Origin of the sequence: Micromonospora sp. RP3T, from assembly GCF_003027925.1 — a bacterium.
Lineage (GTDB): Bacteria > Actinomycetota > Actinomycetes > Mycobacteriales > Micromonosporaceae > Micromonospora.
Map to the genome: position 1 here is coordinate 45,659 of NZ_PYPS01000037.1, position 23,831 is coordinate 69,489.

Annotated in this window: 6 protein-coding genes; 5 read left to right on the forward strand and 1 reads right to left on the reverse strand. The window is 74.8% G+C overall.

Annotated elements, in window-relative coordinates; translation table 11 throughout:
• The first annotated feature begins 19 nt into the window (after positions 1-19).
• Both C8054_RS25705 and C8054_RS25710 read left to right on the forward strand, forming a co-directional pair.
• Positions 20-1,582, forward strand: coding sequence for a bifunctional 3-(3-hydroxy-phenyl)propionate/3-hydroxycinnamic acid hydroxylase (locus C8054_RS25705; protein WP_107161149.1), 1,563 nt, complete (start codon positions 20-22; stop codon positions 1,580-1,582).
• Positions 1,583-1,612: 30 nt separating this feature from the next.
• Positions 1,613-2,500 carry a class I SAM-dependent methyltransferase gene (locus C8054_RS25710; RefSeq protein ID WP_107161151.1) on the forward strand — a complete coding sequence of 296 codons (888 nt, stop codon included), beginning with the start codon at positions 1,613-1,615 and terminating at the stop codon, positions 2,498-2,500.
• A 52-nt stretch (positions 2,501-2,552) separates the two neighbouring features.
• On the opposite strand, the gene C8054_RS25715 is transcribed toward C8054_RS25710, so the two are convergent.
• Positions 2,553-3,308, reverse strand: a complete 756-nt coding sequence (locus tag C8054_RS25715) for a thioesterase II family protein (protein ID WP_306766828.1) — start codon at positions 3,306-3,308, stop codon at positions 2,553-2,555.
• A gap of 232 nt (positions 3,309-3,540) precedes the next feature.
• Here C8054_RS25715 and C8054_RS25720 point away from each other — a divergent pair, with 232 nt between their 5' ends.
• Genes C8054_RS25720 through C8054_RS25730 form a run of 3 tightly spaced genes read left to right on the forward strand, consistent with a single transcriptional unit; the run spans position 3,541 to position 23,723 of the window.
• Positions 3,541-8,973 carry a type I polyketide synthase gene (locus C8054_RS25720; RefSeq protein WP_107161155.1) on the forward strand — a complete coding sequence of 1,811 codons (5,433 nt, stop codon included), beginning with the start codon at positions 3,541-3,543 and terminating at the stop codon, positions 8,971-8,973.
• Between the two features lie 21 nt (positions 8,974-8,994).
• Positions 8,995-22,845 carry a type I polyketide synthase gene (locus C8054_RS25725; RefSeq protein WP_107161157.1) on the forward strand — a complete coding sequence of 4,617 codons (13,851 nt, stop codon included), beginning with the start codon at positions 8,995-8,997 and terminating at the stop codon, positions 22,843-22,845.
• On the forward strand, positions 22,842-23,723 hold the full coding sequence (locus C8054_RS25730) for a metallophosphoesterase (RefSeq protein ID WP_107161159.1): 882 nt from the start codon (positions 22,842-22,844) through the stop codon (positions 23,721-23,723). The genes C8054_RS25725 and C8054_RS25730 overlap by 4 nt, the downstream gene beginning before the upstream one ends.
• The last annotated feature ends 108 nt before the right edge of the window (positions 23,724-23,831 follow it).

Here is a 23,831-nt window from a genome sequence, read left to right on the forward strand (position 1 = left end):
GGACGAACGAGGGACGGCGATGACCGACGTACTGATCGTGGGCTACGGCCCGGTGGGCCAGGTGGCCGCGATCCTGCTGGCGCAGCGCGGCTTCACGGTGCGGGTGCTGGAGAAGTGGACCACCCCCTACAGCATGCCGCGCGCCGTCTCCTACGACGGCGAGGCCAGCCGGATCCTCGCCGCCTGCGGCGTGGCCGACCGGCTCGGCGACGTGACCGAACTGTCCGGCGAGTACACCTGGAAGAACGGCTTCGGCCGGACGCTGCTGCACGTGCGCGCCGCGCCGGACGGCCCGTCCGGGTGGCCCGACTCCACGTCGTTCTACCAGCCCGGCGTGGAGGAACGGCTCGCCGAACGCGGGGCGGAACTGCCCGGCGTGCAGGTGCAGCGGGGCGTCGAGGTGACCGGCCTGACCGACCACGGCGACCGGGTCGAGGTGACCGCCGTGGACGGCGACGGCGGCCCGCACACCTACACCGCGTCCTGGGTGCTCGGCTGTGACGGCGCGAACAGCTTCGTCCGGGGCTGGCTCGGCGCGACCGTCACCGACCTGGACTTCACCCACGACTGGCTGGTCTGCGACGTGGTGCTGCACACGCCGCGCGAGTTCACCCCGAACAACCTCCAGATCTGCGACCCGGCGCGCCCGCGTACCGCCGTCTCCGCCGGGCCGAACCACCGGCGGTGGGAGTTCATGCGGGTGCCGGGGGAGACCCTGGCGGAGTTCCGCTCCGAGGCCAGCGCGTGGCGGCTGCTCGGCCTGTTCGACATCACCCCGGACAACGCCCGGCTGGACCGGTACGGCGTCTACACCACCCAGGCCTGCTCCGCCGACGTGTGGCGGCGCGGCCGGGTGTTCCTGGCCGGCGACGCCGCGCACGTCATGCCGCCGTTCCTCGGGCAGGGCATGAGTTCCGGCTTCCGCGACGTGGTCAACCTGGCGTGGAAACTCGACCTGGTGCGCCGCGGCCGGGCCGGGGAGGCGCTGCTCGACACGTACCAGGTGGAGCGGCGCGCGCACGTGCAGCACGCGATCCGGATGTCGATGGACTCCGGGGCGGTGATCTGCGAGACCGACCAGAAGAAGGCCGCCGGCCGGGACTCGGTGATGCTGGCCGCGCTGCGCCGGCGTACCCAGCAGCGGCACGTCCGCTCGCTGCGCGAGGCGATCGTCGACGGGGTGCTGCACCGCGCCGACGACGGCACGCCCACCCCGCGCGCCGGTGAACCCGCGCCGCAGGGCCGGGTCACGGTCGACGGGCGCACCGGTGGCTTCGACGACGTGGTGGGCGTCGGCTTCACGCTGCTCACCCGGGAACCCGCCCCGCTGGACGACGACGCGGTCGCGTTCCTCGACGACCTCGGCGCGTACCGGCTGGTCGTGCGGTCGGCCGACGACGGCGCGGCGGTCGGCGACCTGGCCGACCTCGACGGCGTCTACTCGACCTGGCTGGGCGGCGCGGACGCCGCGCTGATCCGGCCGGACTTCTACCTCTTCGGCGTGGCCGCCGGCCCCGACGCCGCCGTCACCCTGGTGGCCGACCTGCGCCGGCAGGTCGCCGCGCCCGCCCTGCAGCCCTGACCAACCCCCGCACAGCCCTGAGGAGCTGACATGCTGGAGAACCTCCGCACCCTCGGCCGGGTCATCCGGACCCTGGCCACCAAGGACCCGGTGACCCGGGTCCGCCGGTTCTACGAGATCCAGTCGCCGGACGTCGAGTTCGCGGCCCGCACCTCCCGCTACATGAACGTCGGCTACTGGGAGGAGGGCGTGACCAGCATCGACGTGGCCGGCCAGGCGCTGGCCGACAAGCTCGCCGACGCCGCCGGGTTCAAGCCCGACGACACCGTGGTCGACGTCGGCTTCGGCTACGGCGACCAGGACTTCGCCTGGCTGCGGGACCGCCGGGTGGCGAAGGTGCACGGCATCAACGTGACCCCCCGCCACGTCGAGCACGCCCAGGAACGGGCCCGCCGTGAGGGCCTGGCCGACCGGGCCGACTTCCAACTCGGCACCGCCACCGCGCTGCCGTTCCCGGACGCCAGCGTGGACCGGGTGGTGGCGCTGGAGTCGGCGTTCCACTTCCACCCGCGCAGCGCGTTCTTCGCCGAGGCGTTCCGGGTGCTGCGGCCGGGCGGCACCATCGCCACCGCCGACATCATCCCGCTGAGCAACGACACGCCGCGCATGTCGATCAGCTCGGGCCCGCTCAGCTTCGTCAAGTTCAGCCTGCCGGACGAGAACTGGCACGACCGCAGGACCTACGGCGAGCAGCTCGCCGCCGCCGGCTTCGGCGCCGTCGAGGTGCACTCCATCGCGGACCGCACCTGGGAGGGCTGGCGCCGGTTCCAGTCCGCCCGCCCGTCCGACCCGGCGTTCCGGGCCGCCGCCGACGGCAGCGCGGTCAAGGGGATGGCCAACCACTGGCGCGACACCGAGCTGATCAAGAAGGAGCTGGGTCTGCTCGACTACGTCATCGCGGTGGCGCAGAAGCCGTGAACCGCCACGGTCCCCGCCGCCCGGACCGGGCGGCGGGGACCGGCGAGTGGAATCAGCGGACCGCCGCGCCGGTCAACGCCGCCGAGAGGGTACGCAGGATCGCCGGCTGGTGGGACGCCAGGAAGAAGTGCCCGCCCGGGAAGACGTGCAGGTCGAACGCGCCGGTGGTGTGCTCCGACCAGGCCCTCGCCTCGTCCACAGTGGTCTTCGGGTCGGCGTCCCCGGTGAACACCGTGACCGGGCAGCTCAGCTTCGGCCCCGGCGCGTACGTGTACGTCTCCGCCGCCCGGTAGTCGCTGCGGATCGCCGGCAACGCGGCACGCAGCATGTCCGGGTCGCCGAGCACCGCCGAGTTGGGGCCGCTGAGCTTCTTCACGTCGGCCAGCAGCCCGTCATCGTCGAGCAGGTGCACCGTCTCGTGCCGGTGACACGACGGCGCCCGACGGCCGGACGGGAACAGGTGCGCCACCGTCCCACCCTCGGCCTCGATCAGCCGCGCCACCTCGAAGCCCAGCGTCGCGCCCATGCTGTGCCCGAAGAACGCCAACGGCCGGTCCCGCCAGGGCCGCAGCACGTCGGTCACCTGCCGGGCCAGCTCACCGATGCTCGGCACGCACGGCTCGTGCCGGCGGTCCTGTCGGCCCGGGTACTGGATGCTGAGCACCTCCACGGCCGGTGACAGCGCCCGGGACACCGGGAAGAAGAAGCTCGCGGAGCCCCCGGCGTGCGGCAGGCACACCAGTCGCGGGGCGTCGTCCGGGGCCGGATGGAACCGGCGAACCCACAGGCCGTTGTCGTGGTCGGTCATCGTCACGCGGTCCTTCCGGCGGTGGCGCCCGCGACCGGGCGCCAGGGCGGTCCACCGGACGGTAACCGGGCCGCCGCCGGCCCGGCCACCCCCTAGCCCGCCGGGCCTACGGGTTAGGGGTTGTCGCAGCTCAGCGCGACGCCATAGCTTCCCCGCAAAGGGGACCCGTGGCTCCCGGATGACGCGTGCGCGCCGGACGACGGCAGGTCCCCGCCGACCGAGGGTCAGGTTGATGGACACCGAAGAGAAGCTCCGGGAGTATCTGAAGAGGGTCACCACCGACCTGCGGCGGACCCGGCAACGGCTCCGCGACGTGGAGGACGCCGCCCGCCAGCCGATCGCCGTGGTCGGCATGGCGTGCCGCTTCCCCGGCGGGATCACCTCGCCGGACGCGCTGTGGGACCTGGTGGCCGCCGGCGGGGACGCGATCGGCCCGTTCCCCGACGACCGGGGCTGGGACCTCGCCACGCTCTACGACCCGGAGCGGGAGCGCCCCGGCACGTCCTGCGTGCGCGACGGCGGCTTCCTGACCGACGCCGCCGGCTTCGACCCGGCGTTCTTCGGCGTCTCGCCCCGCGAGGCGCTCGCCATGGACCCGCAGCAGCGGTTGCTGCTGGAGGTGTCCTGGGAGGCGTTCGAAACCGCCGGCGTCGACCCCACCGGGCTGCGCGGCGCACGCGTCGGCGTCTTCGCCGGGCTGACCCACGCCGACTACGCGGCCGGTGCCGCCGACGTGCCCGACGGGGTCGCCGACTACCTGGGGCTGGGTAGCGCCGGCAGCGTCAGCTCCGGCCGGGTGTCGTACGCGTTCGGGTTCGAGGGACCGGCCGTCACCGTGGACACCGCCTGCTCGTCGTCGCTTGTCGCGCTGCACCTGGCCGTGCAGTCGCTGCGCGCCGGCGAATCCGACCTGGCCCTGGCCGGCGGCGTGACAGTGCTGCCGACCCCGTCGATCTTCGTGGACTTCACCCGGCAGAACAACCTGTCCCGGGGCGCCCGCTGCCGGGCGTTCGCCGACGCCGCCGACGGCACCGCGCTCGGCGAGGGCATCGGCGTGCTCCTGGTCGAGCGTCTCGCCGACGCGCAGCGGCTCGGCCACCGGGTCCTCGCCGTGGTGCGCGGGTCCGCGGTGAATCAGGACGGCGCGTCGAACGGGCTGACCGCGCCGAACGGGCCGTCGCAGCAGCGGGTGATCCGGGCCGCGCTCGCCGACGCCCGGTTGTCCGCCGCCGAGGTGGACGTGGTGGAGGCGCACGGCACCGGCACCACGCTGGGCGATCCGATCGAGGCGCAGGCGTTGCTGGCCACGTACGGGCAGGAGCGGGAGACGCCGCTGCTGCTCGGGTCTGTCAAGTCGAACATCGGCCACACCCAGACCGCCGCCGGCGTGGCCGGCGTGATCAAGATGGTGCAGGCGATGCGGCACGGCACGGTACCGGCCACGCTGCACGTGGACGCGCCGTCGTCCAAGGTGGACTGGGCGGCCGGCGCGGTCGAGCTGGCCACGTCCGCGCGCCCCTGGCCGGCCGCCGACCGGCCCCGCCGCGCCGCGGTCTCGTCGTTCAGCATCTCCGGCACCAACGCCCACGTGATCCTGGAAGCGCCCACCCCGGCCGAGGACGAGCCGCCGGCCGTCCTCGACGCGGCGGCGTTGCCGGTGCTGCCGTGGCTGGTGTCGGGGCGGTCGTCGGACGCGCTGGCGGGTCAGGCGGCCCGGCTGCGCGACCACCTGCGGCGGCACCCGGATGTGTCACCGGTCGAGGTCGGCTTCTCGCTGGCGACCGCGCGGGCCGCGTTGGCGCACCGGGCGGTGGTGGTCGGTACGGATCGGGACGCGTTGCTGGCCGGCCTGTCGGCCGTCGTGGAGGGTGCGTCCGCGTCCGGTGTGGTGACCGGGGAGGTGTCGTCGGGTCGGCGGGCGGTGTTGTTCACCGGTCAGGGTGCGCAGCGGGTCGGTATGGGTCGGGAGTTGTACGGGGCGTTTCCGGTGTTCGCGGACGCGTTCGATCGGGTGTGTGCCGGGTTCGAGGGTCGTTTGGACCGTTCGGTGCGGGAGGTGGTGTTCGACGGCGGTGATCTGCTGCATCAGACCGTCTATGCGCAGGCGGGCCTGTTCGCGGTGGAGGTGGCGTTGTGGGAGCTGCTGTCGTCGTGGGGTGTGACGGCCGACTACGTGGCGGGGCATTCGATCGGTGAGGTGACGGCCGCTCATGTGGCGGGTGTGTTGTCGCTTGCGGATGCGTGTGTGTTGGTGGCGGCGCGTGGGTCGTTGATGCAGGCGTTGCCGGCTGGTGGCGGGATGTTGGCGGTGGGTGCGTCGGAGTCGCAGGTTCGGGCGTTGGCGTCCGGGGTGGATGTGGCGGCGGTGAACGGTCCGTCGTCGGTGGTGTTGTCCGGGCCGGTGGCGGATCTGGATCGGGTGGCCGAGGCGTGCATTGCCGAGGGTTGGCGGGTGAAGCGGTTGACGGTCAGTCACGCCTTCCATTCGCGGTTGATGGAGCCGATGCTGGCCGGGTTCCGGGCCGCGATCAGTGGTGTGGACTGGCAGGCTCCGCGTCTGCCGATCGTGTCGAATCTGACCGGTCGGCTCGCCGACCCGGTGGAGATCGCGGGTCCGGACTACTGGGTGCGGCATGTGCGGGAGGCGGTGCGGTTCGCCGACGGGGTGGCCACGTTGCACGAGTTGGGTGTGTCCACGTTCCTGGAGGTGGGTCCGGACGCGACGTTGACCGCGATGGCCGCCGACACCCCGGCGGACCGGCCGGTGCAGCACATTCCGGCGTTGCGGCGCGACCAGGACGAGGTCACCGCGCTGACCACGGCGGTGGCTCGGTTGCACGTGGCCGGCACCCGCATCGACTGGGCGGCCTGGTTCACCCGCGACGGACGCCGGCCGGCCACCGTCGACCTGCCCACCTACGCGTTCCAACACCAGCGGTACTGGATCGACGCCCGCACCGCCGGCCACGACGCCGCCGGCCTGGGCGCCCGAGCCGCCGGTCACCCGCTGCTCGACACCGCGCTCACCACCGCCGCCGGCGACGTCCGCGTCCACGGCGGCCGGCTGTCCGCGCGTACCCAACCCTGGCTCGCCGACCACGTCGTGCGCGGCCGGATCGTCGTCCCCGGCACCGCGCTGGTCGAGCTGGCGCTGCACGCCGGCGCACAGGCCGGCTGCGACACCGTCGAGGAACTCACGCTCGCCGCGCCGCTCGTCCTGCCCGACGACGGCGCCCGCACGCTCCAACTCCAGCTCGCCGCGCCCGACGAGGACGGCCGACGCCGGATCACCGTCCACTCCCGGCCCGCCGACGACCCGCACGCCGACTGGACCGCCCACGCCGACGGCGTCCTCGCCCCCGGCGCGGGCGAGACCGCCGAGCCGCTGACCGCCTGGCCACCGCCCGGCGGCGTCGCCGTGCCCGTCGAACCGATCTACACCCGGCTCCGCGACCTCGGCGTCACCCACGGGCCCACGTTCCGCGGGCTGCGCGCCGCCTGGCGTACGCCCGACGGGGTCTTCGCGGAGGTGGAACTGCCCGACGGCGCCGCCACCACCGGCTACGCGCTGCACCCGGCGCTGCTCGACGCCGCGCTGCACGTCGTCGGCCTCGCCGACGACCCGGCCGCCGACGACGCCGGCGCCCGGCTGCCCTGGTCCTGGAGCGGCGTCACGCTCACCGCCGAGGGCGCCACCCACCTGCGGGTACGGCTCACCCGCAGCGGCCCGGCCAGCACGCTCACGCTCGCCGACGCGGCCGGCGCACCGGTGGCCCGCATCGACGCCCTGGTGTCCCGACCGCTCGCCGCCGACCAACTCGACCCCGGCACCGCCGACCTGCCCCTCTACGACCTGCGCTGGAACCCGGTGCCGCTGCCGGCCCGACCGGCCACCGGAATCGTGCCGCTCGACCCGGGAACCGGCCTCGCCGGGACCGCCGCCGACGCCCGGCTGGTGCTCGTCCCCGCCCGCGACACCGCGCCGGGCGACCCGCTCGCCGACACCCGCACCCGGCTCGCCGACACGCTCACGCTGATCCAGGACTGGCTGGCCGACGACCGGCACGCCGACCGGCGGCTCGTGGTGCTCACCCGCGGCGCGGTACCCGCCGACGATGACGTCACCGACCTGGCCGGCGCCGCCGTCTGGGGACTGGTCCGCGCGGCGCAACTCGAACACCCCGGCCGGTTCGTCCTCGCCGACCTGGCCGGTGACGACGACGCCGACCTGCTCGCCCGCGCGCTCGCCGCCGACGAACCCCAGTTCGCGCTCCGCGACGGCCGGCTGCTCGTGCCGCGCCTCGCCCCGGCCGAACCCGACCCGACCGGCGCCGTCGACCTCGTCCCCGACGGCACCGTGCTGATCACCGGCGCGACCGGCGCGCTCGGCGGCGTCGTCGCCCGGCACCTCGTCACCCACCACAAGATCCGGCACCTGCTGCTGGTCAGTCGACACGGCGCCGACGCCCCCGGCGCGGCCGACCTGCTCGCCGACCTCACCCGTCTCGGCGCGCGCGCCAGCCTCACCGCCGCCGACGTGGCCGACCGCGACCAGCTCGCCGGCCTGCTCGCCGCCGTGCCCGCCGAACATCCGCTCGCCGGCGTGGTGCACGCCGCCGGCGCGCTCGACGACGCCGTGGTCACCGCGCTCACCCCGGACCGCACCGAGACGGTGCTGCGCCCCAAGGCCGACGCCGCCTGGCACCTGCACGACCTCACCCGCCACCTCGACCTGCCCATGTTCGTGCTGTTCTCCTCGATCGCCGGGCCGCTCGGCGCACCCGGGCAGGGCAACTACGCGGCGGCCAACGCGTTCCTCGACGGTCTCGCGCACCACCGCCGCGCCGCCGGGCTCGCCGCCACGTCACTGGCCTGGGGCCCCTGGGCGGAAACCGGCGGCATGACCCGCGACCTGGGCGCCGCCGGCCGGGACCGGCTCGCCCGCCAGGGCATCGTCCCGCTCCCCACCGACCGGGCGCTGGCCCTGTTCGACGCCAGCCGGCGCGGCCGGCAGCCGCTGCTGCTCCCGGTCCACCTCGACCTGGCGGCGTTGCGGACCCGCACCGGCCGCGACGAGCTGCCGGCGCCGCTGCACGGCCTCGCCGGCGGGCCCGCGCGCCGCGCCGCCGCGACGACCACCGGCGGCCTCGCCGACCGGCTCGCCGGGGCGTCCGCCGAGGACCGGGCCCGCCTGGTCGCCGAGCTGGTCGCCAGCCAGGTCGCCGACGTGCTCGGGTACGCGTCACCGGCCGCCGTCGGACCCGACCGCTCCTTCACCGAACTCGGCTTCGACTCGCTCACCGCCGTCGACCTGCGCAACCGGCTCACCGCCCGGACCGGGCTCACCCTGCCGGCGACGATGGTCTTCGACCATCCCACCCCGGGGGCGCTGACCGGGCACCTGCTGGGCCGGCTCGGACCGGCCGCGACCGCGCCCACCGTTCTCGACGAGCTGGACCGCCTCGAAGCCGCGTTCGCCGCCACCGGAGCCGACGCGCTCGCCGAACTGACCGCCGACGACGAGACCCGTACCGCCGTCGCGGCCCGGCTCCGCGCCCTGCTCGCCCGCTGGGACGGCGACGGCGGCGAGGTGGCCGCCAGCCTCGACGACGCCAGTGACGACGAACTGTTCGACTTCATCGACAGCCGCTTCGGCCGGTCCTGACCCGCGACAGGTGAATACCCGATGGCGAACGAAGCCAAGCTCCGTGAGTACCTCAAGCGCGTCACCGCCGACCTGCACGAGACCAGCGAACGGCTGAGGGCGGCCGACGCCAAGGACCACGAACCGATCGCCATCATCGGCATGAGCTGCCGCTACCCGGGCGGCGTCCGCTCACCCGAGCAGTTGTGGGAGCTGGTCGCCGCCGGCGGCGACGGCATCACCGGTTTCCCCACCGACCGGGGCTGGGACACCGAGCGGGCGTACGACCCGACCGGGGAACGGCGGGGCAGCACGTACGCCCGGGAAGGCGGCTTCCTGCACGACGCCGGGAACTTCGACCCGGAGCTGTTCACCATCTCCCCGTACGAGGCGCTGGCCATGGACCCGCAGCAGCGGCTCATGCTGGAGGCGTCCTGGACGGCGATCGAGGACGCCCGGATCGACCCGCTGTCGTTGCGCGGCAACCGGGTCGGCGTGTTCGCCGGCATGATGTACCACAACTACGCGGCCGGGCTCGACGAGGTGCCCGACACGGTCGACGGGTTCATCGGCGGCGGCACCGCCAGCAGCGTGCTCTCCGGTCGGGTCGCCTACACGCTCGGCCTGGAGGGCCCGGCGCTCACCGTCGACACCGCCTGCTCGTCGTCGCTGGTCGCGCTGCACCTGGCCGTGCAGTCGCTGCGCTCCGGCGAATCCGCGCTGGCCCTCGCGGGCGGCGTCACCGTGATGACCACGCTGGAGACGTTCATCGACTTCAGCCGGCAACGCGGCCTCGCCCCGGACGGCCGGTGCAAGTCGTTCGCCGACAGCGCCGACGGCACCGGCTGGTCCGAGGGCGTCGGTGTGCTGCTGCTGGAACGCCTCTCCGACGCCCGCCGCCACGGCCACCGCGTCCTCGCCGTGGTACGCGGATCGGCGGTGAACTCCGACGGCGCGTCGAACGGGTTGACCGCGCCGAACGGGCCCGCCCAGCAGCGGGTCATCCGGGCGGCCCTCGCCTCGGCGCGGCTGTCACCGGTCGAGGTGGACGTGGTGGAGGCACACGGCACCGGCACCAGACTGGGTGATCCGATCGAGGCGCAGGCGCTGCTGGCCACGTACGGGCAGGAGCGGGCCGAGCCGCTGCTGCTCGGGTCGGTGAAGTCGAACCTGGGCCACACCCAGGCCGCCGCCGGGGTCGCCGGGATCATCAAGATGGTCCTCGCCATGCGGCACGGACTCGTGCCGCAGACCATCCACGTCGACGCCCCCTCCTCCCACGTCGACTGGTCGGCCGGCGCGGTGGACCTCGTCACGTCGGCGCGTCAGTGGCCGGCGGTGGACCGGCCGCGTCGGGCGGCGGTGTCGTCGTTCGGCATCTCCGGCACCAACGCCCACGTCATCATCGAGGCCCCGGAACCCGAGCCGTCGCCGGAGACGCCGCCGGCCGGGTTGCCACCGACCACCCCGTGGGTGCTGTCGGCGCGGTCGACGGCGGCCCTCGCCGGCCAGGCCGCCCGGCTGGCCGACCACCTGCGGGCGCACGCCGAGCTGCCTCCGGCCGAGGTGGGCTGGTCGCTCGCGACGACCCGCGCCGCGCTGGAACACCGCGCGGTGGTGCTCGGCCCGGACCGGGAGTCGCTGCTCACCGGCCTGTCCGCGCTCGCCGACGGTGCGTCGGCGTCCGGCGTGGTGACCGGCGAGGTGTCGTCGGGTCGGCGGGCGGTGCTGTTCACCGGTCAGGGTGCGCAGCGCGCCGGCATGGGTCGGGAGGTGTACGGGGCGTTTCCGGTGTTCGCGGACGCGTTCGACCGGGTGTGCGCCGGGTTCGAGGGCCGCCTCGATCGTTCGGTGCAGGACGTGGTTTTCGACGGCGGCGACCTGCTGGATCGGACCGTCTACACGCAGGCCGGGTTGTTCGCGGTGGAGGTGGCGTTGTGGGAGCTGCTGTCGTCGTGGGGGGTGACCGCGGACTTCCTGGGTGGGCATTCGATCGGTGAGGTGACCGCCGCGTATGTGGCGGGGGTGTTGTCGCTCGCGGACGCGTGTGCCCTGGTGGCGGCGCGGGGTGCGTTGATGCAGGCGTTGCCGGCCGGTGGCGGGATGCTGGCGGTGGGAGCGTCGGAGTCCCAGGTCCGGGCGTTGGTGGCCGACGTCGACGTCGACGTGGCAGCGGTGAACGGTCCGTCGTCGGTGGTGCTCTCGGGCGCGGTCGAGGAGCTGGACCGGCTGGCGGGGGAGTGCGGGCAGCAGGGTTGGCGGGTGAAGCGGCTCACCGTCAGTCACGCGTTCCACTCCCGGCTGATGGAACCGATGCTGGCCGACTTCCGGGCCGCGATCGCTGGCTTGGACTGGCGGGCCCCGCGTCTGCCGATCGTGTCGAACCTGACCGGTCGGCTCGCTGAACCCGCCGAGATCGCCGGTCCGGACTACTGGGTGCGGCACGTCCGCGAGGCGGTCCGTTTCGCCGACGGGGTGGCCACGCTGCACGAGTTGGGCGTGTCCACGTTCCTGGAGGTGGGTCCGGACGCGACGTTGACGGCGATGGCCGCCGACACCCCGGCCGACCGGCCGGTGCACCACATTCCGGCGTTGCGGCGGGACCAGGACGAGGTCGCCGCACTCACCACGGCGGTGGCCCGACTGCACGTGACCGGCACCCGCATCGACTGGGCGGCCTGGTTCACCCGCGGCGGGCGGCGGCCGGCCACCATCGACCTGCCCACCTACGCGTTCCAGCATCAGCGCTACTGGCTCGATGCCCGCACCCGCCACCACGGCGGTGACCCCGACGACGACACGGCGTTCTGGCAGGTGATCGAGAACGAGGACCTGGACGGCCTCGCCGCCGCGCTCGCCGTCGACCCCGACACGCCGCTCGCCGACGTGCTGCCCGCGCTCTCCGCGTGGCGACGCCGCCGGGAGAGCGAAGCCACGCTCGACTCCTGGCACTACCGGGTCACCTGGCAGCCGCTGCCGGACCCCACCGGGCCCGACGTCGGCGACCTGCTTCTCGTCGTACCGGCCGAGGTGGACGAGGCGGGCCGGCGGTGGGTCGACGCGCTGACCGGGCCCGGCGTCCGGGTCCTGACCGTGCCGGCCGGTCACGGTCGCGCCGACCTGGCCCGGGAACTCACCGCCTCGCCGCCGGCCGGGACCGTGCTGTCGCTGCTCGGCCTGGCCACCGGCGCCCACCCGGACAGCGTCTCCGTGCCCGCCGGGCTGGCCGGCACGGTCACGCTCGCGCAGGCGCTCGGCGACGCCGGCAGCACCGCCCGGCTCTGGCTCGCCACCCGCGACGCCGTCGCCGTCGACCTCACCGACCCGGCCGTCGACCCCGACCAGGCGCTGCTCTGGGGACTCGGCGGAGCGCTGCGCGCCGAACACCCGTACCGCTGGGGTGGCCTCGTCGACCTGCCGCCGACGCCCGACCCGCGCGCCGTACCCCGGTTGCGCCGGCTGCTCGGCGACGCGCCGGCCGAGGACCAGGTGGCGGTACGCGTAGCCGGCGCGTACACCCGACGGCTGGTCCGGGACACCCGACCCGCCGCCGCGCCGGTGAGCTGGACCCCGCGCGGCACCGCGCTCGTCACCGGCGGCACCGGCGCGCTCGGCGCGCACGTCGCCCGGGCCCTCGCCGCCGCCGGCGTCGAGCACCTGCTGCTGATCAGCCGGCGCGGCCCCGACGCGCCCGGCGCGGCCGAGCTGCGCGACGAACTGACCGCCCAGGGCGCCCGCGTCACGATCGCGGCCTGCGACGCCGCCGACCGGGACGCGCTGCGCGACCTCCTCGCCGCCGTCCCCGCCGACGCGCCGCTGCGCACCGTCGTGCACACCGCCGCCGCCCTCGACGACACCGTCACCGACGCGCTCACCGTCGACCGGATGGCCACCGCGCTGCGCGCCAAGGTCGACGCGGCCCGCCACCTCGACGAGCTGACCCGCGACCACGACGTCACCGCGTTCGTGCTCTTCTCCTCCCTCGCGGGCACCATGGCCGGCCCCGGGCAGGGCAACTACGCGCCCGGGAACGCCTGGCTCGACGCGCTCGCCCACCGCCGCCGCGCCGAGGGGCTCCCCGCCACCGCCGTAGCCTGGGGGCTCTGGGCCGACGGCGGCGTCAGCGCCGGCGAGTTCGAACGGCGGATGGCCCGGGGTGGTGTCCGTGCCATGGACCCCGAGCGCGCGATCCGCGCGTTCCACCGGGCGCTCGACCGCGACGAGACCCACCTCGTCGTCGCCGACGTCGACTGGGACCGGATCGCCGCCGCCCCCGGCCAGCGACCCGACCCGCTGCTCCGCGACCTGCTCACCACCACCCCCGTCGGCGCCGAGGAGGACCGCTCCGCCGCGCTGCGGCGCCGGCTCGCCGGCCGCACCCCGGCCGAACAGCAGGACGCCCTCGGCGAACTGGTCCGGAGCGAGATCGCCGCCGTCCTCGGACACGGCGGCGCCGACCAGGTGCCGCACCGGCGCGCGTTCCGGGACCTCGGCTTCACCTCCCTCACCGCCGTCGAGCTGCGCAACCGGCTCGACGCCGCGACCGGACTCACGCTGCCCGCCACGCTGGCGTTCGACCATCCCAACCCCGAGGCCCTCGCCGCCCACCTGCGTGCCGAGCTGGCCGGCGGGCCCGCCGGGACCACCACCACGGCGGTACGCCCGGTTGACGACGACCCGATCGTCATCGTCGGCATGGGCTGCCGGTTCCCCGCCGGGGCCACCTCCCCGGCGGAGTTCTGGCGGATGCTCGCCGACGGCGTCGACGCCATGACCGACCTGCCGCGCGACCGGCACTGGGACCTCGCCGCGCTGCCGTCGGACGTCACCCGGGGCGCGTTCCTGGACGACGCCGACGCGTTCGACGCACAGTTCTTCGGCATCTCGCCCCGCGAGGCGGTCGCCATGGACCCGCAGCAGCGGCTGCTGCTGGAAACGTCCTGGGCGGCGATCGAGGACGCCCGGATCGACCCGTCCTCGTTGCGCGGCAGCCGGGTCGGCGTCTTCGCCGGCACCAACGGGCAGGACTTCGACCACCTCATCCGGTACGGCGGCGAACACCTCGCCGGCTACGGCGCGACCGGCGCCTCCGCCAGCGTGCTCTCCGGCCGCGTGTCGTACGCGCTCGGCCTCGAAGGGCCGGCGCTGACCGTGGACACCGCCTGCTCGTCGTCGCTGGTGGCGCTGCACCTCGCCGCCCAGTCGCTGCGCGCCGGCGAATGCGACCTGGCACTCGCCGGTGGGGTGACCGTGATGGCCACCCCCGGCGCGTTCGTCGAGTTCTCCCGGCAGGGCGGGCTCGCCGCCGACGGGCGGTGCCGGTCGTTCGCCGAGGGCGCCGACGGCACCGGCTGGGGTGAGGGCGTCGGTGTGCTGCTGGTGCAACGACTCTCCGACGCCCAGCGCGACGGCCGGCGGATCCTCGCCGTGCTGCGCGGGTCGGCGGTGAACCAGGACGGCGCGTCGAACGGGTTGACCGCCCCCAACGGGCCCGCCCAGCAGCGGGTCATCCGGGCCGCGCTCGCCGACGCCCGACTGTCCGCCGCCGAGGTGGACGTGGTGGAGGCGCACGGCACCGGCACCACGCTCGGTGACCCGATCGAGGCGCAGGCGTTGCTCGCCACGTACGGGCAGGAGCGGGCCGAGCCGCTGCTGCTCGGGTCGGTGAAGTCGAACCTGGGCCACACCCAGGCCGCCGCCGGCGTCGCCGGGATCATCAAGGCGGTCCTGGCCATGCGGCACGGCGTGGTGCCGGCCACGCTGCACGTGGACGCACCCTCGTCCAAGGTGGACTGGTCGGCCGGTGCGGTGGACCTCGTCACGTCGGCGCGTCAGTGGCCGGCGGTGGACCGGCCGCGTCGGGCGGCGGTGTCCTCGTTCGGCATCTCCGGCACCAACGCCCACGTGATCCTGGAAGCGCCCACGCCGGTCGACGACGCCCCCACGCCGGACGCGGTCGCCCCGCTGCCGGTCACGCCGTGGCTGCTGTCGGCCCGCTCGGCACCGGCACTCGCCGGGCAGGCGGCCCGGCTGCTCGACCACCTGCGCGAGCACGACGAGGTCACGCCGGCCGAGGTCGGGTGGTCGCTGGTCGCCACGCGCGCCACGCTTGAGCATCGGGCGGCCGTCGTCGCTCCGGACCGGGAGTCGCTGCTCACCGGTCTGTCCGCGGTGGCCGACGGGCACGCCGCCCCGGGTGTGGTGACCGGAGCGGAGCTGTCGGGTCGGCGGGCGGTGTTGTTCACCGGTCAGGGTGCGCAGCGGGTCGGTATGGGTCGGGAGTTGTACGGGGCGTTTCCGGTGTTCGCGGACGCGTTCGATCGGGTGTGTGCCGGGTTCGAGGGTCGTTTGGACCGTTCGGTGCGGGAGGTGGTGTTCGACGGCGGTGAGCTGCTGCATCAGACGGTCTACACGCAGGCCGGGTTGTTCGCGGTGGAGGTGGCGTTGTGGGAGTTGTTGTCGTCGTGGGGTGTGACGGCTGACTACGTGGCGGGGCATTCGATCGGTGAGGTGACGGCCGCTCATGTGGCGGGTGTGTTGTCGCTTGCGGATGCGTGTGTGTTGGTGGCGGCGCGTGGGTCGTTGATGCAGGCGTTGCCGGCTGGTGGCGGGATGTTGGCGGTGGGCGCGTCGGAGTCGCAGGTTCGGGAGCTGCTGTCGTCCGGCGTCGGCGGTGGCGGCTCGGAGTCGGGAGTCGGCCTGGGGGCGGTTCCTGGTTCCGGGGTGGATGTGGCGGCGGTGAACGGTCCGTCGTCGGTGGTGCTCTCCGGCGCGGTCGAGGATCTGGACCGGCTCGCCGAGGCGTGCATTGCCGAGGGTTGGCGGGTGAAGCGGTTGACGGTCAGTCATGCGTTCCATTCGCGGTTGATGGAGCCGATGCTGGCCGGGTTCCGGGCCGCGATCGCCGGTGTGGACTGGCAGGCTCCGCGTCTGCCGGTCGTGTCGAATCTGACCGGTCGGCTCGCCGATCCGGCCGAGATCGCGGGTCCGGACTACTGGGTGCGGCACGTGCGCGAAGCGGTGCGGTTCGCCGACGGCATCGCCACGTTGCACGAGTTGGGTGTGTCCATGTTCCTGGAGGTGGGTCCGGACGCGACGTTGACGGCGATGGCCGCCGACACCCCGGTCGACCGGCCGGTGCAGCACATTCCGGCGTTGCGGCGCGACCAGGACGAGGTCACCGCGCTCACCACCGCGCTGGCCCGGTTGCACGTGGCCGGCACGCCTGTGGACTGGGCGGCCTGGTTCACCCGCGGCGGGCGGCGGCCGGCCACCGTCGACCTGCCGACCTACGCGTTCCAGCACCAGCGGTACTGGCCGGAGACGGCACCCGCCACCCGGACCGGCGGCGGCCTCGACGACCGGTTCTGGGCGGCGGTGGAACGGGAGGACCTCACCGGGCTCGGTGCCGAGCTACGGCTCACCGCCGACCAGCCGCTGCGGGACCTGCTGCCGGCGTTGGCCCGCTGGCGGCGGGCAGGGCGGGACCGCGCCACCGTCGACTCCTGGCGCTACCGGGTGGAGTGGCGGCCACTGGCCTCCGTACCCCCGACCGGCCTGACCGGGACGTGGCTGGTGTTGACCACGGCCGACCAGGTCGATCACCCGCTGGTCGCCGGCCTGGCCACGCACGGCGCCCACGTCGTGCCGGTGGTGCTCGACGCGCCCACCGACCGGCGGGAGACGGCCGACCGGCTCCGTGCCGCCGCCACCGGCGGCGACGTCGCCGGGGTGCTGGCGTTGCTCGACCCGCAGCTCGGGGCGGCACTGGCCACGGTGCAGGCGTTCGCCGACAGCGACGTCACCGGCCGGCTGTGGTGGGTGACGCGGGGTGCGGTGGCGGTGGCCGCCACGGACGGGCCGGTGGATCCGGTCGCGGCGGGGACCTGGGGGCTCGGCCGGGTGGCGGGGTTGGAGGAGCCGGGCCGTTGGGGTGGTCTGGTGGATCTGCCGGCGGTGCTGGATGACCGGGTGGTGCGTCGGGTGTGTGGCGTGGTGGCCGGTGGTGGTGAGGATCAGGTGGCGGTGCGGTCGTCGGGGGTGTTCGCCCGGCGGTTGGTGCGGGCTTCGGGTGATGCGGTGCGGCGGGAGTTCCGGTTCGCCGGGACGGTGTTGGTGACCGGTGGTACGGGTGCGTTGGGTGCGCGGGTCGCGCAGTGGGCGGCCGACAGTGGTGCGGAGCATGTGGTGTTGACGAGCCGGCGTGGCCCGGACGCGCCGGGTGCGGCGGAGTTGGTCGAGCGGCTGGGTGCCGGGGGTGTCCGGGTGACGGTGGCGGCGTGTGACGTGGCCGACCGGACCGTGCTGGCCGGGCTGCTGGAGAACATCGCCGAACCGATCCGCGCTGTCGTGCACGCCGCCGGCGCGCCGCAGTTCACCCCGCTTGCCGACGTCACCGCCGACGAGCTGCGCGACGTGCTGCGCGCCAAGGTCGAGGGCGCGGCGAACCTGGACGCGTTGCTGCCCGAGGTGGACGCGTTCGTGGTGTTCTCCTCCATCGCGGGCGTGTGGGGCTCCGCCGGGCAGGCCGGCTACGCCGCCGCGAACGCGTACCTCGACGGGCTCGTCGCCCGGCGACGCGCCCGTGGCGCGGCCGGCACCGCCGTGGCCTGGGGACCGTGGGCCGGTGGCGGCATGGCGGAAGGCGGCGAGGCGCGGGAACACCTGGCCCGACGTGGCCTGCCCGCCATGGACCCGGACCTGGCGGTGACCGCCCTCCAGGGTGCGCTCGACCGGGACGACACCGCGGTGGTCGTCGCCGACGTGGACTGGGACCGGTTCGCCGCCGCGTTCACCGCGCTGCGCTCCAGCCCACTGCTCGACGAACTCCCCGAGGCCCGACCCGCCCAGGCCACGCCCGCCGAGGGTCCGTCCCCGCTCGCCCGCCGGCTCGCCACGCTCACCCCCGCCGAACGCGCCGGCCACCTGCTCGACCTGGTCCGGACCCAGGCCGCGGCGGTGCTCGGCCATCCGTCCGCCGACGCGGTGGCCGCGGACCGGGCGTTCCAGCAGCAGGGCTTCGACTCGCTCACCGCCGTCGAGCTGCGGAACCGGCTGACCGCCGAGACCGGCCTGACGCTGCCGAGCACGCTCGTCTTCGACCAGCCGACCGCGGCCGCCCTGGCCACGTACCTGGGCGCCACGCTGACCGGGGAGCCGGCGGACACCGGGACGCCCGGCACCGCCGTCGCGGTCGACGGTGACCCGATCGTCGTCGTCGGCATGGCGTGCCGCCTCCCCGGCGGCGTGACCGCCCCGGACGACCTGTGGGAGCTGCTCACCGCCGGACGGGACGGCATCGCCGACTTCCCGCTCGACCGGGGCTGGGACCGGTTCCTCGCCGGCCGCCTCTCCGACACCTCGTTCCCCCGGCAGGGCGGATTCGTCTACGACGCGGCGGCGTTCGACGCCGACTTCTTCGGCATCTCCCCCCGCGAGGCCCTCGCGATGGACCCCCAGCAGCGGCTGCTGCTGGAGACGTCGTGGGAGGCGGTCGAGTCGGCCGGCATCGACCCGGCCCGGCTGCGCGGGGAACGCGTCGGCGTCTTCGCCGGCGCCAGCTTCCAGGGGTACGCCTCGACCGCGATGGGCCGCGACCAGGACGTCGGCGGGCACCTGCTCACCGGTACCGCCACCAGCGTGCTGTCCGGCCGGGTGGCGTACGCGCTCGGCCTCGAAGGCCCGGCGGTGACCGTGGACTCGGCCTGCTCGTCGTCGCTTGTCGCGCTGCACCTGGCCGCCCAGTCGCTGCGCAGCGGGGAGTGCACGCTGGCGCTGGCCGGCGGCGTGACCGTGATGGCCTCGCCGGCCACGTTCGTCGAGTTCTCCCGGCAGGGCGGGCTCGCCCCGGACGGACGGTGCCGGTCGTTCGCCGAAAGCGCCGACGGCACCGGCTGGGGTGAGGGCGTCGGCGTGCTGCTGGTGCAACGACTCTCCGACGCCCAGCGCGACGGCCGGCGGATCCTCGCCGTGCTGCGTGGCTCGGCGATCAACTCCGACGGCGCCTCGAACGGGCTCACCGCGCCGAACGGGCCCGCCCAGCAGCGCGTCATCCGGGCCGCGCTCGCCTCGGCACGCCTCACCACCGCCGACGTGGACATGGTGGAGGCGCACGGCACCGGCACCACGCTCGGCGACCCGATCGAGGCGCAGGCGCTGCTCGCCACGTACGGGCAGGACCGCACCGAACCGCTGCTGCTGGGCTCGATCAAGTCCAACATCGGGCACATCCAGGCGGCGGCCGGCGCGGCAAGCGTCATCAAGGCGGTGCTGGCGCTGCGGCACGGTGTGGTGCCGGCCACGCTGCACGTCGACCGACCGTCCTCGAAGGTGGACTGGTCGGCCGGTGCGGTGGACCTCGTCACATCGGCGCGTCAGTGGCCGGCGGTGGACCGGCCGCGCCGCGCGGCGGTGTCCTCGTTCGGCATCTCCGGCACCAACGCGCACGTGATCCTTGAGGAGCCACCGTCGGTCGAGGCCGAGCAGGCTCGTGCCGCCGTCGCGGTGCCGGTCGTGCCGTGGCTGGTGTCGGGCCGGTCGGCGGAAGCTCTCGCGGGCCAGGCGGCCCGGCTGCGCGACCACCTGCGGCGGCACCCGGATGTGTCACCGGTCGAGGTCGGCTTCTCGCTGGCGACCGCGCGGGCCGGGTTGACGCACCGGGCGGTGGTGGTCGGTACGGATCGGGACGCGTTGCTGGCCGGCCTGTCGGCCGTCGTGGAGGGTGCGTCCGCGTCCGGTGTGGTGACCGGGGAGGTGTCGTCGGGTCGGCGGGCGGTGTTGTTCACCGGTCAGGGTGCGCAGCGGGTCGGTATGGGTCGGGAGTTGTACGGGGCGTTTCCGGTGTTCGCGGACGCGTTCGATCGGGTGTGTGCCGGGTTCGAGGGTCGTTTGGACCGTTCGGTGCGGGAGGTGGTGTTCGACGGCGGTGATCTGCTGCATCAGACCGTCTATGCGCAGGCGGGCCTGTTCGCGGTGGAGGTGGCGTTGTGGGAGCTGCTGTCGTCGTGGGGTGTGACGGCCGACTACGTGGCGGGGCATTCGATCGGTGAGGTGACGGCCGCTCATGTGGCGGGTGTGTTGTCGCTTGCGGATGCGTGTGTGTTGGTGGCGGCGCGTGGGTCGTTGATGCAGGCGTTGCCGGCTGGTGGCGGGATGTTGGCGGTGGGTGCGTCGGAGTCGCAGGTTCGGGCGTTGGCGTCCGGGGTGGATGTGGCGGCGGTGAACGGTCCGTCGTCGGTGGTGTTGTCCGGGCCGGTGGCGGATCTGGATCGGGTCGCCGAGGCGTGCATTGCCGAGGGTTGGCGGGTGAAGCGGCTCACGGTCAGTCACGCGTTCCACTCGCGGTTGATGGAACCGATGCTGGCCGGGTTCCGGGCCGCGATCAGTGGTGTGGACTGGCAGGCTCCGCGTCTGCCGATCGTGTCGAACCTGACCGGCCGGCTCGCCGACCCGGTGGAGATCGCGGGTCCGGACTACTGGGTGCGGCATGTGCGCGACGCGGTCCGGTTCGCCGACGGCATCGCCACGCTGCACGAACAGGGCGTGAGCACGTTCCTGGAGGTGGGTCCGGACGCGACGTTGACGGCGATGGCCGCCGACACCCCGGTCGACCGGCCGGTGCAGCACATTCCGGCGTTGCGGCGCGACCAGGACGAGGTCACCGCGCTCACCACGGCGCTGGCCCGGTTGCACGCGACCGGCACACCTGTGGACTGGGCGGCCTGGTTCACCCGCGACGGGCGGCGGCCGGCCACCGTCGACCTGCCCACCTACGCGTTCCAGCGCACCCGGTACTGGCTGTCCGAGGAGGACACCCCGCACCCGGTGCCGGGTGGAGGCGGCGAGGCGGACGCCGATTTCTGGGCCGCCGTCGAACAGGCCGACCTCACCGCCCTCGACCCGGAGTTCCGCACCGAGCGGCCGGTCGCCGAACTGCTGCCGGCGCTCGCCCGGTGGCGGACCGCCGGCCGGCGACGCGCCACCGCCGACTCGTGGCGCTACCGGGTCGACTGGTCGGGCGTACCCGAGCCGACCGCGACGCCGACCGGGACGTGGCTGCTGCTGATGCCGTACGCCGGCATCGACGACACGCTGGTCGCGGCCCTGACCGACGGGATGACCTCGGCGGGCGCGAGCGTGCGGCCGGTACGGCTGGACGGGCCGGACGACGACCGGGACCTGCTCGCCAAGGCGCTGCGCGACGCCGACCCGGCCGCCGGGGTGGTGTCGCTGCTCGCGCTCGGCGGCGCCGGTGCCGGCGCGGCACTGGCCACCGTGCAGGCCACCACGGAGGCCGGCCTCTCCGGTCCGGTCTGGTGGGTGACGCGGGGTGCGGTGGCGGTGGCCGCCACGGACGGGCCGGTGGATCCGGTCGCGGCGGGGACCTGGGGGCTCGGCCGGGTGGCGGGGTTGGAGGAGCCGGGCCGTTGGGGTGGTCTGGTGGATCTGCCGGCGGTGCTGGATGACCGGGTGGTGCGTCGGGTGTGTGGCGTGGTGGCCGGTGGTGGTGAGGATCAGGTGGCGGTGCGGTCGTCGGGGGTGTTCGCCCGGCGGTTGGTGCGGGCTTCGGGTGATGCGGTGCGGCGGGAGTTCCGGTTCGCCGGGACGGTGTTGGTGACCGGTGGTACGGGTGCGTTGGGTGCGCGGGTCGCGCAGTGGGCGGCCGACAGTGGTGCCGAGCACGTGGTGTTGACCAGCCGGCGTGGCCCGGACGCGCCGGGTGCGGCCGATCTGGTCGAGCGGCTGGGTGTCGGTGGGGTGCGGGTGACGGTGGCGGCGTGTGACGTGGCCGACCGGGCCGCGTTGGCCGGGCTGCTCGACGGGCTGGCCGCCGACCGGCAGCCGGTTCGCGCCGTCGTGCACGCCGCCGGCGCCGCCCAGGCCACCCCGCTCGCCGCGATGACCCGCGCGGAACTGGCCGACGTGCTGCGCGCCAAGGTCGACGGCGCGGCGAACCTGGACGCGTTGCTGCCCGAGGTGGACGCGTTCGTGGTGTTCTCCTCCATCGCGGGCGTGTGGGGCTCCGCCGGGCAGGCCGGCTACGCCGCCGCGAACGCGTACCTCGACGGGCTCGTCGCCCGGCGACGCGCCCGTGGCGCGGCCGGCACCGCCGTGGCCTGGGGACCGTGGGCCGGCGCCGGCATGGCCCAGGGCGAACAGCGGGACCAGCTCGCCCGACGCGGCCTGCCCGCCATGGACCCGGACCTGGCGGTGACCGCCCTCCAGGGCGCGCTCGACCGGGACGACACCGCGGTGGTCGTCGCCGACGTGGACTGGGAGCGGTTCGCCGCCTCGTTCACCGCCCGCCGGCCCAGCCCACTGCTCACCGGCATCCCGGAGGCCACCGCCGACCGCGCCGGCATCCCGGCGGCCGACGCGGACGCCCCGGCGGCGCTGCGCGACCGCCTCGCCGCCGCCGGCCCCACGGAACGGGACCGGATCCTGCTCGACCTGGTACGCGCCGAAGCCGCCACCGTGCTCGGGCACCGCACCCCGGCCACGGTCCGGGCCGGACGTGGTTTCCTGGACCTCGGCTTCGACTCGCTCACCGCGGTCGAGCTGCGCAACCGGCTCACCGCCGCAACCGGCCTGGCGCTGCCCACCACGCTGGTGTTCGACCACCCCACCCCGGCCGCGCTCGCCGAACACCTGGGTCAGGAACTGCGGCCCGGGACGGACGGCGTCACCGCCGAGATCGACCGCCTGGCGCGGCTGCTCGACGCGGTGCCGGACGAGCGGCGTGACGCGCAGGTCACCCACCGGCTGGAGGAGCTGCTGTCCCGCTGGCGGGGCGACGCCGCGCCGCCGGCCGCCGCCCCGGTCGCCGAGGACCTGGCCGACGCCGGTGAGGACGACATCTTCGCCATCATCCAGCGAGAGTTCGGCAAGTCGTGACCGGTGCCGGAGCTAGGGGTGCGGACGGGGCTAGGGGTGGCCGGCTGCTCGCCATCAGCGACCTGCACGTCGGGTACGCCGAAAACCGTGAGCTGGTCGAACGGCTGCGCCCCGACGGCGACGACGACTGGCTGATCGTCGCCGGGGACGTCGGTGAGTACCTGCACGACGTCGAATGGGCGCTCGGCCTGCTCGCCCGGCGCTTCGCCCGGGTGGTGTGGGCGCCCGGCAACCACGAGCTGTGGACGCCCCGCGACGACCCGGTGCAGTTGCGCGGCGAGGCCCGCTACCGGCACCTGGTGGCGCTGTGCCGGCGGCTCGGCGTGCTCACGCCCGAGGATCCCTACCCGGTGTGGGACGCCGACGGCGATCCGGTGCTGGTGGTGCCGCTGTTCGTCGGGTACGACCACTCGTGGCGGCCACCGGGCACCTACAACCGGGCCCAGGCGCTGGCGTTGGCGTACGAGACCGGGGTGGTGTGCACCGACGAGATCCTGCTGCACCCGGACCCGTACCCGAGCCGGGACGCGTGGTGCCGGGCCCGGGTCATCCGCACCGAACGGCGGCTGGACGCCGAACGCAACGGCCTGCCCACCGTGCTGGTCAACCACTACCCGCTGGTCCGCGAACCGACCCGGATCCTGCGCCATCCCGAGTTCGCGCAGTGGTGCGGCACCGACCTCACCGCCGACTGGCACCTGCACTACGACGCCCGCGTCGCCGTCTACGGGCACCTGCACATCCCGCGCAGCACCCGCTACGACGGCGTCCGGTTCGAGGAGGTGTCCGTCGGCTATCCCCGCGAGTGGCGTCGCCGCGCCACCCCGGCGGGCCGGCCCCGGGCCATCCTCCCGGCGCTCGCCGGGCAGCTCCGCTGACGGTCCGCCGGCCCGGCTCGGCCACCTGCCGGGGCCGGTGAATGAGGGGTCCGTAGGGGTTGGGTCCCAGGTCAGCGCTCAGTAGCGTCCACTCACGGTGACGGGCCG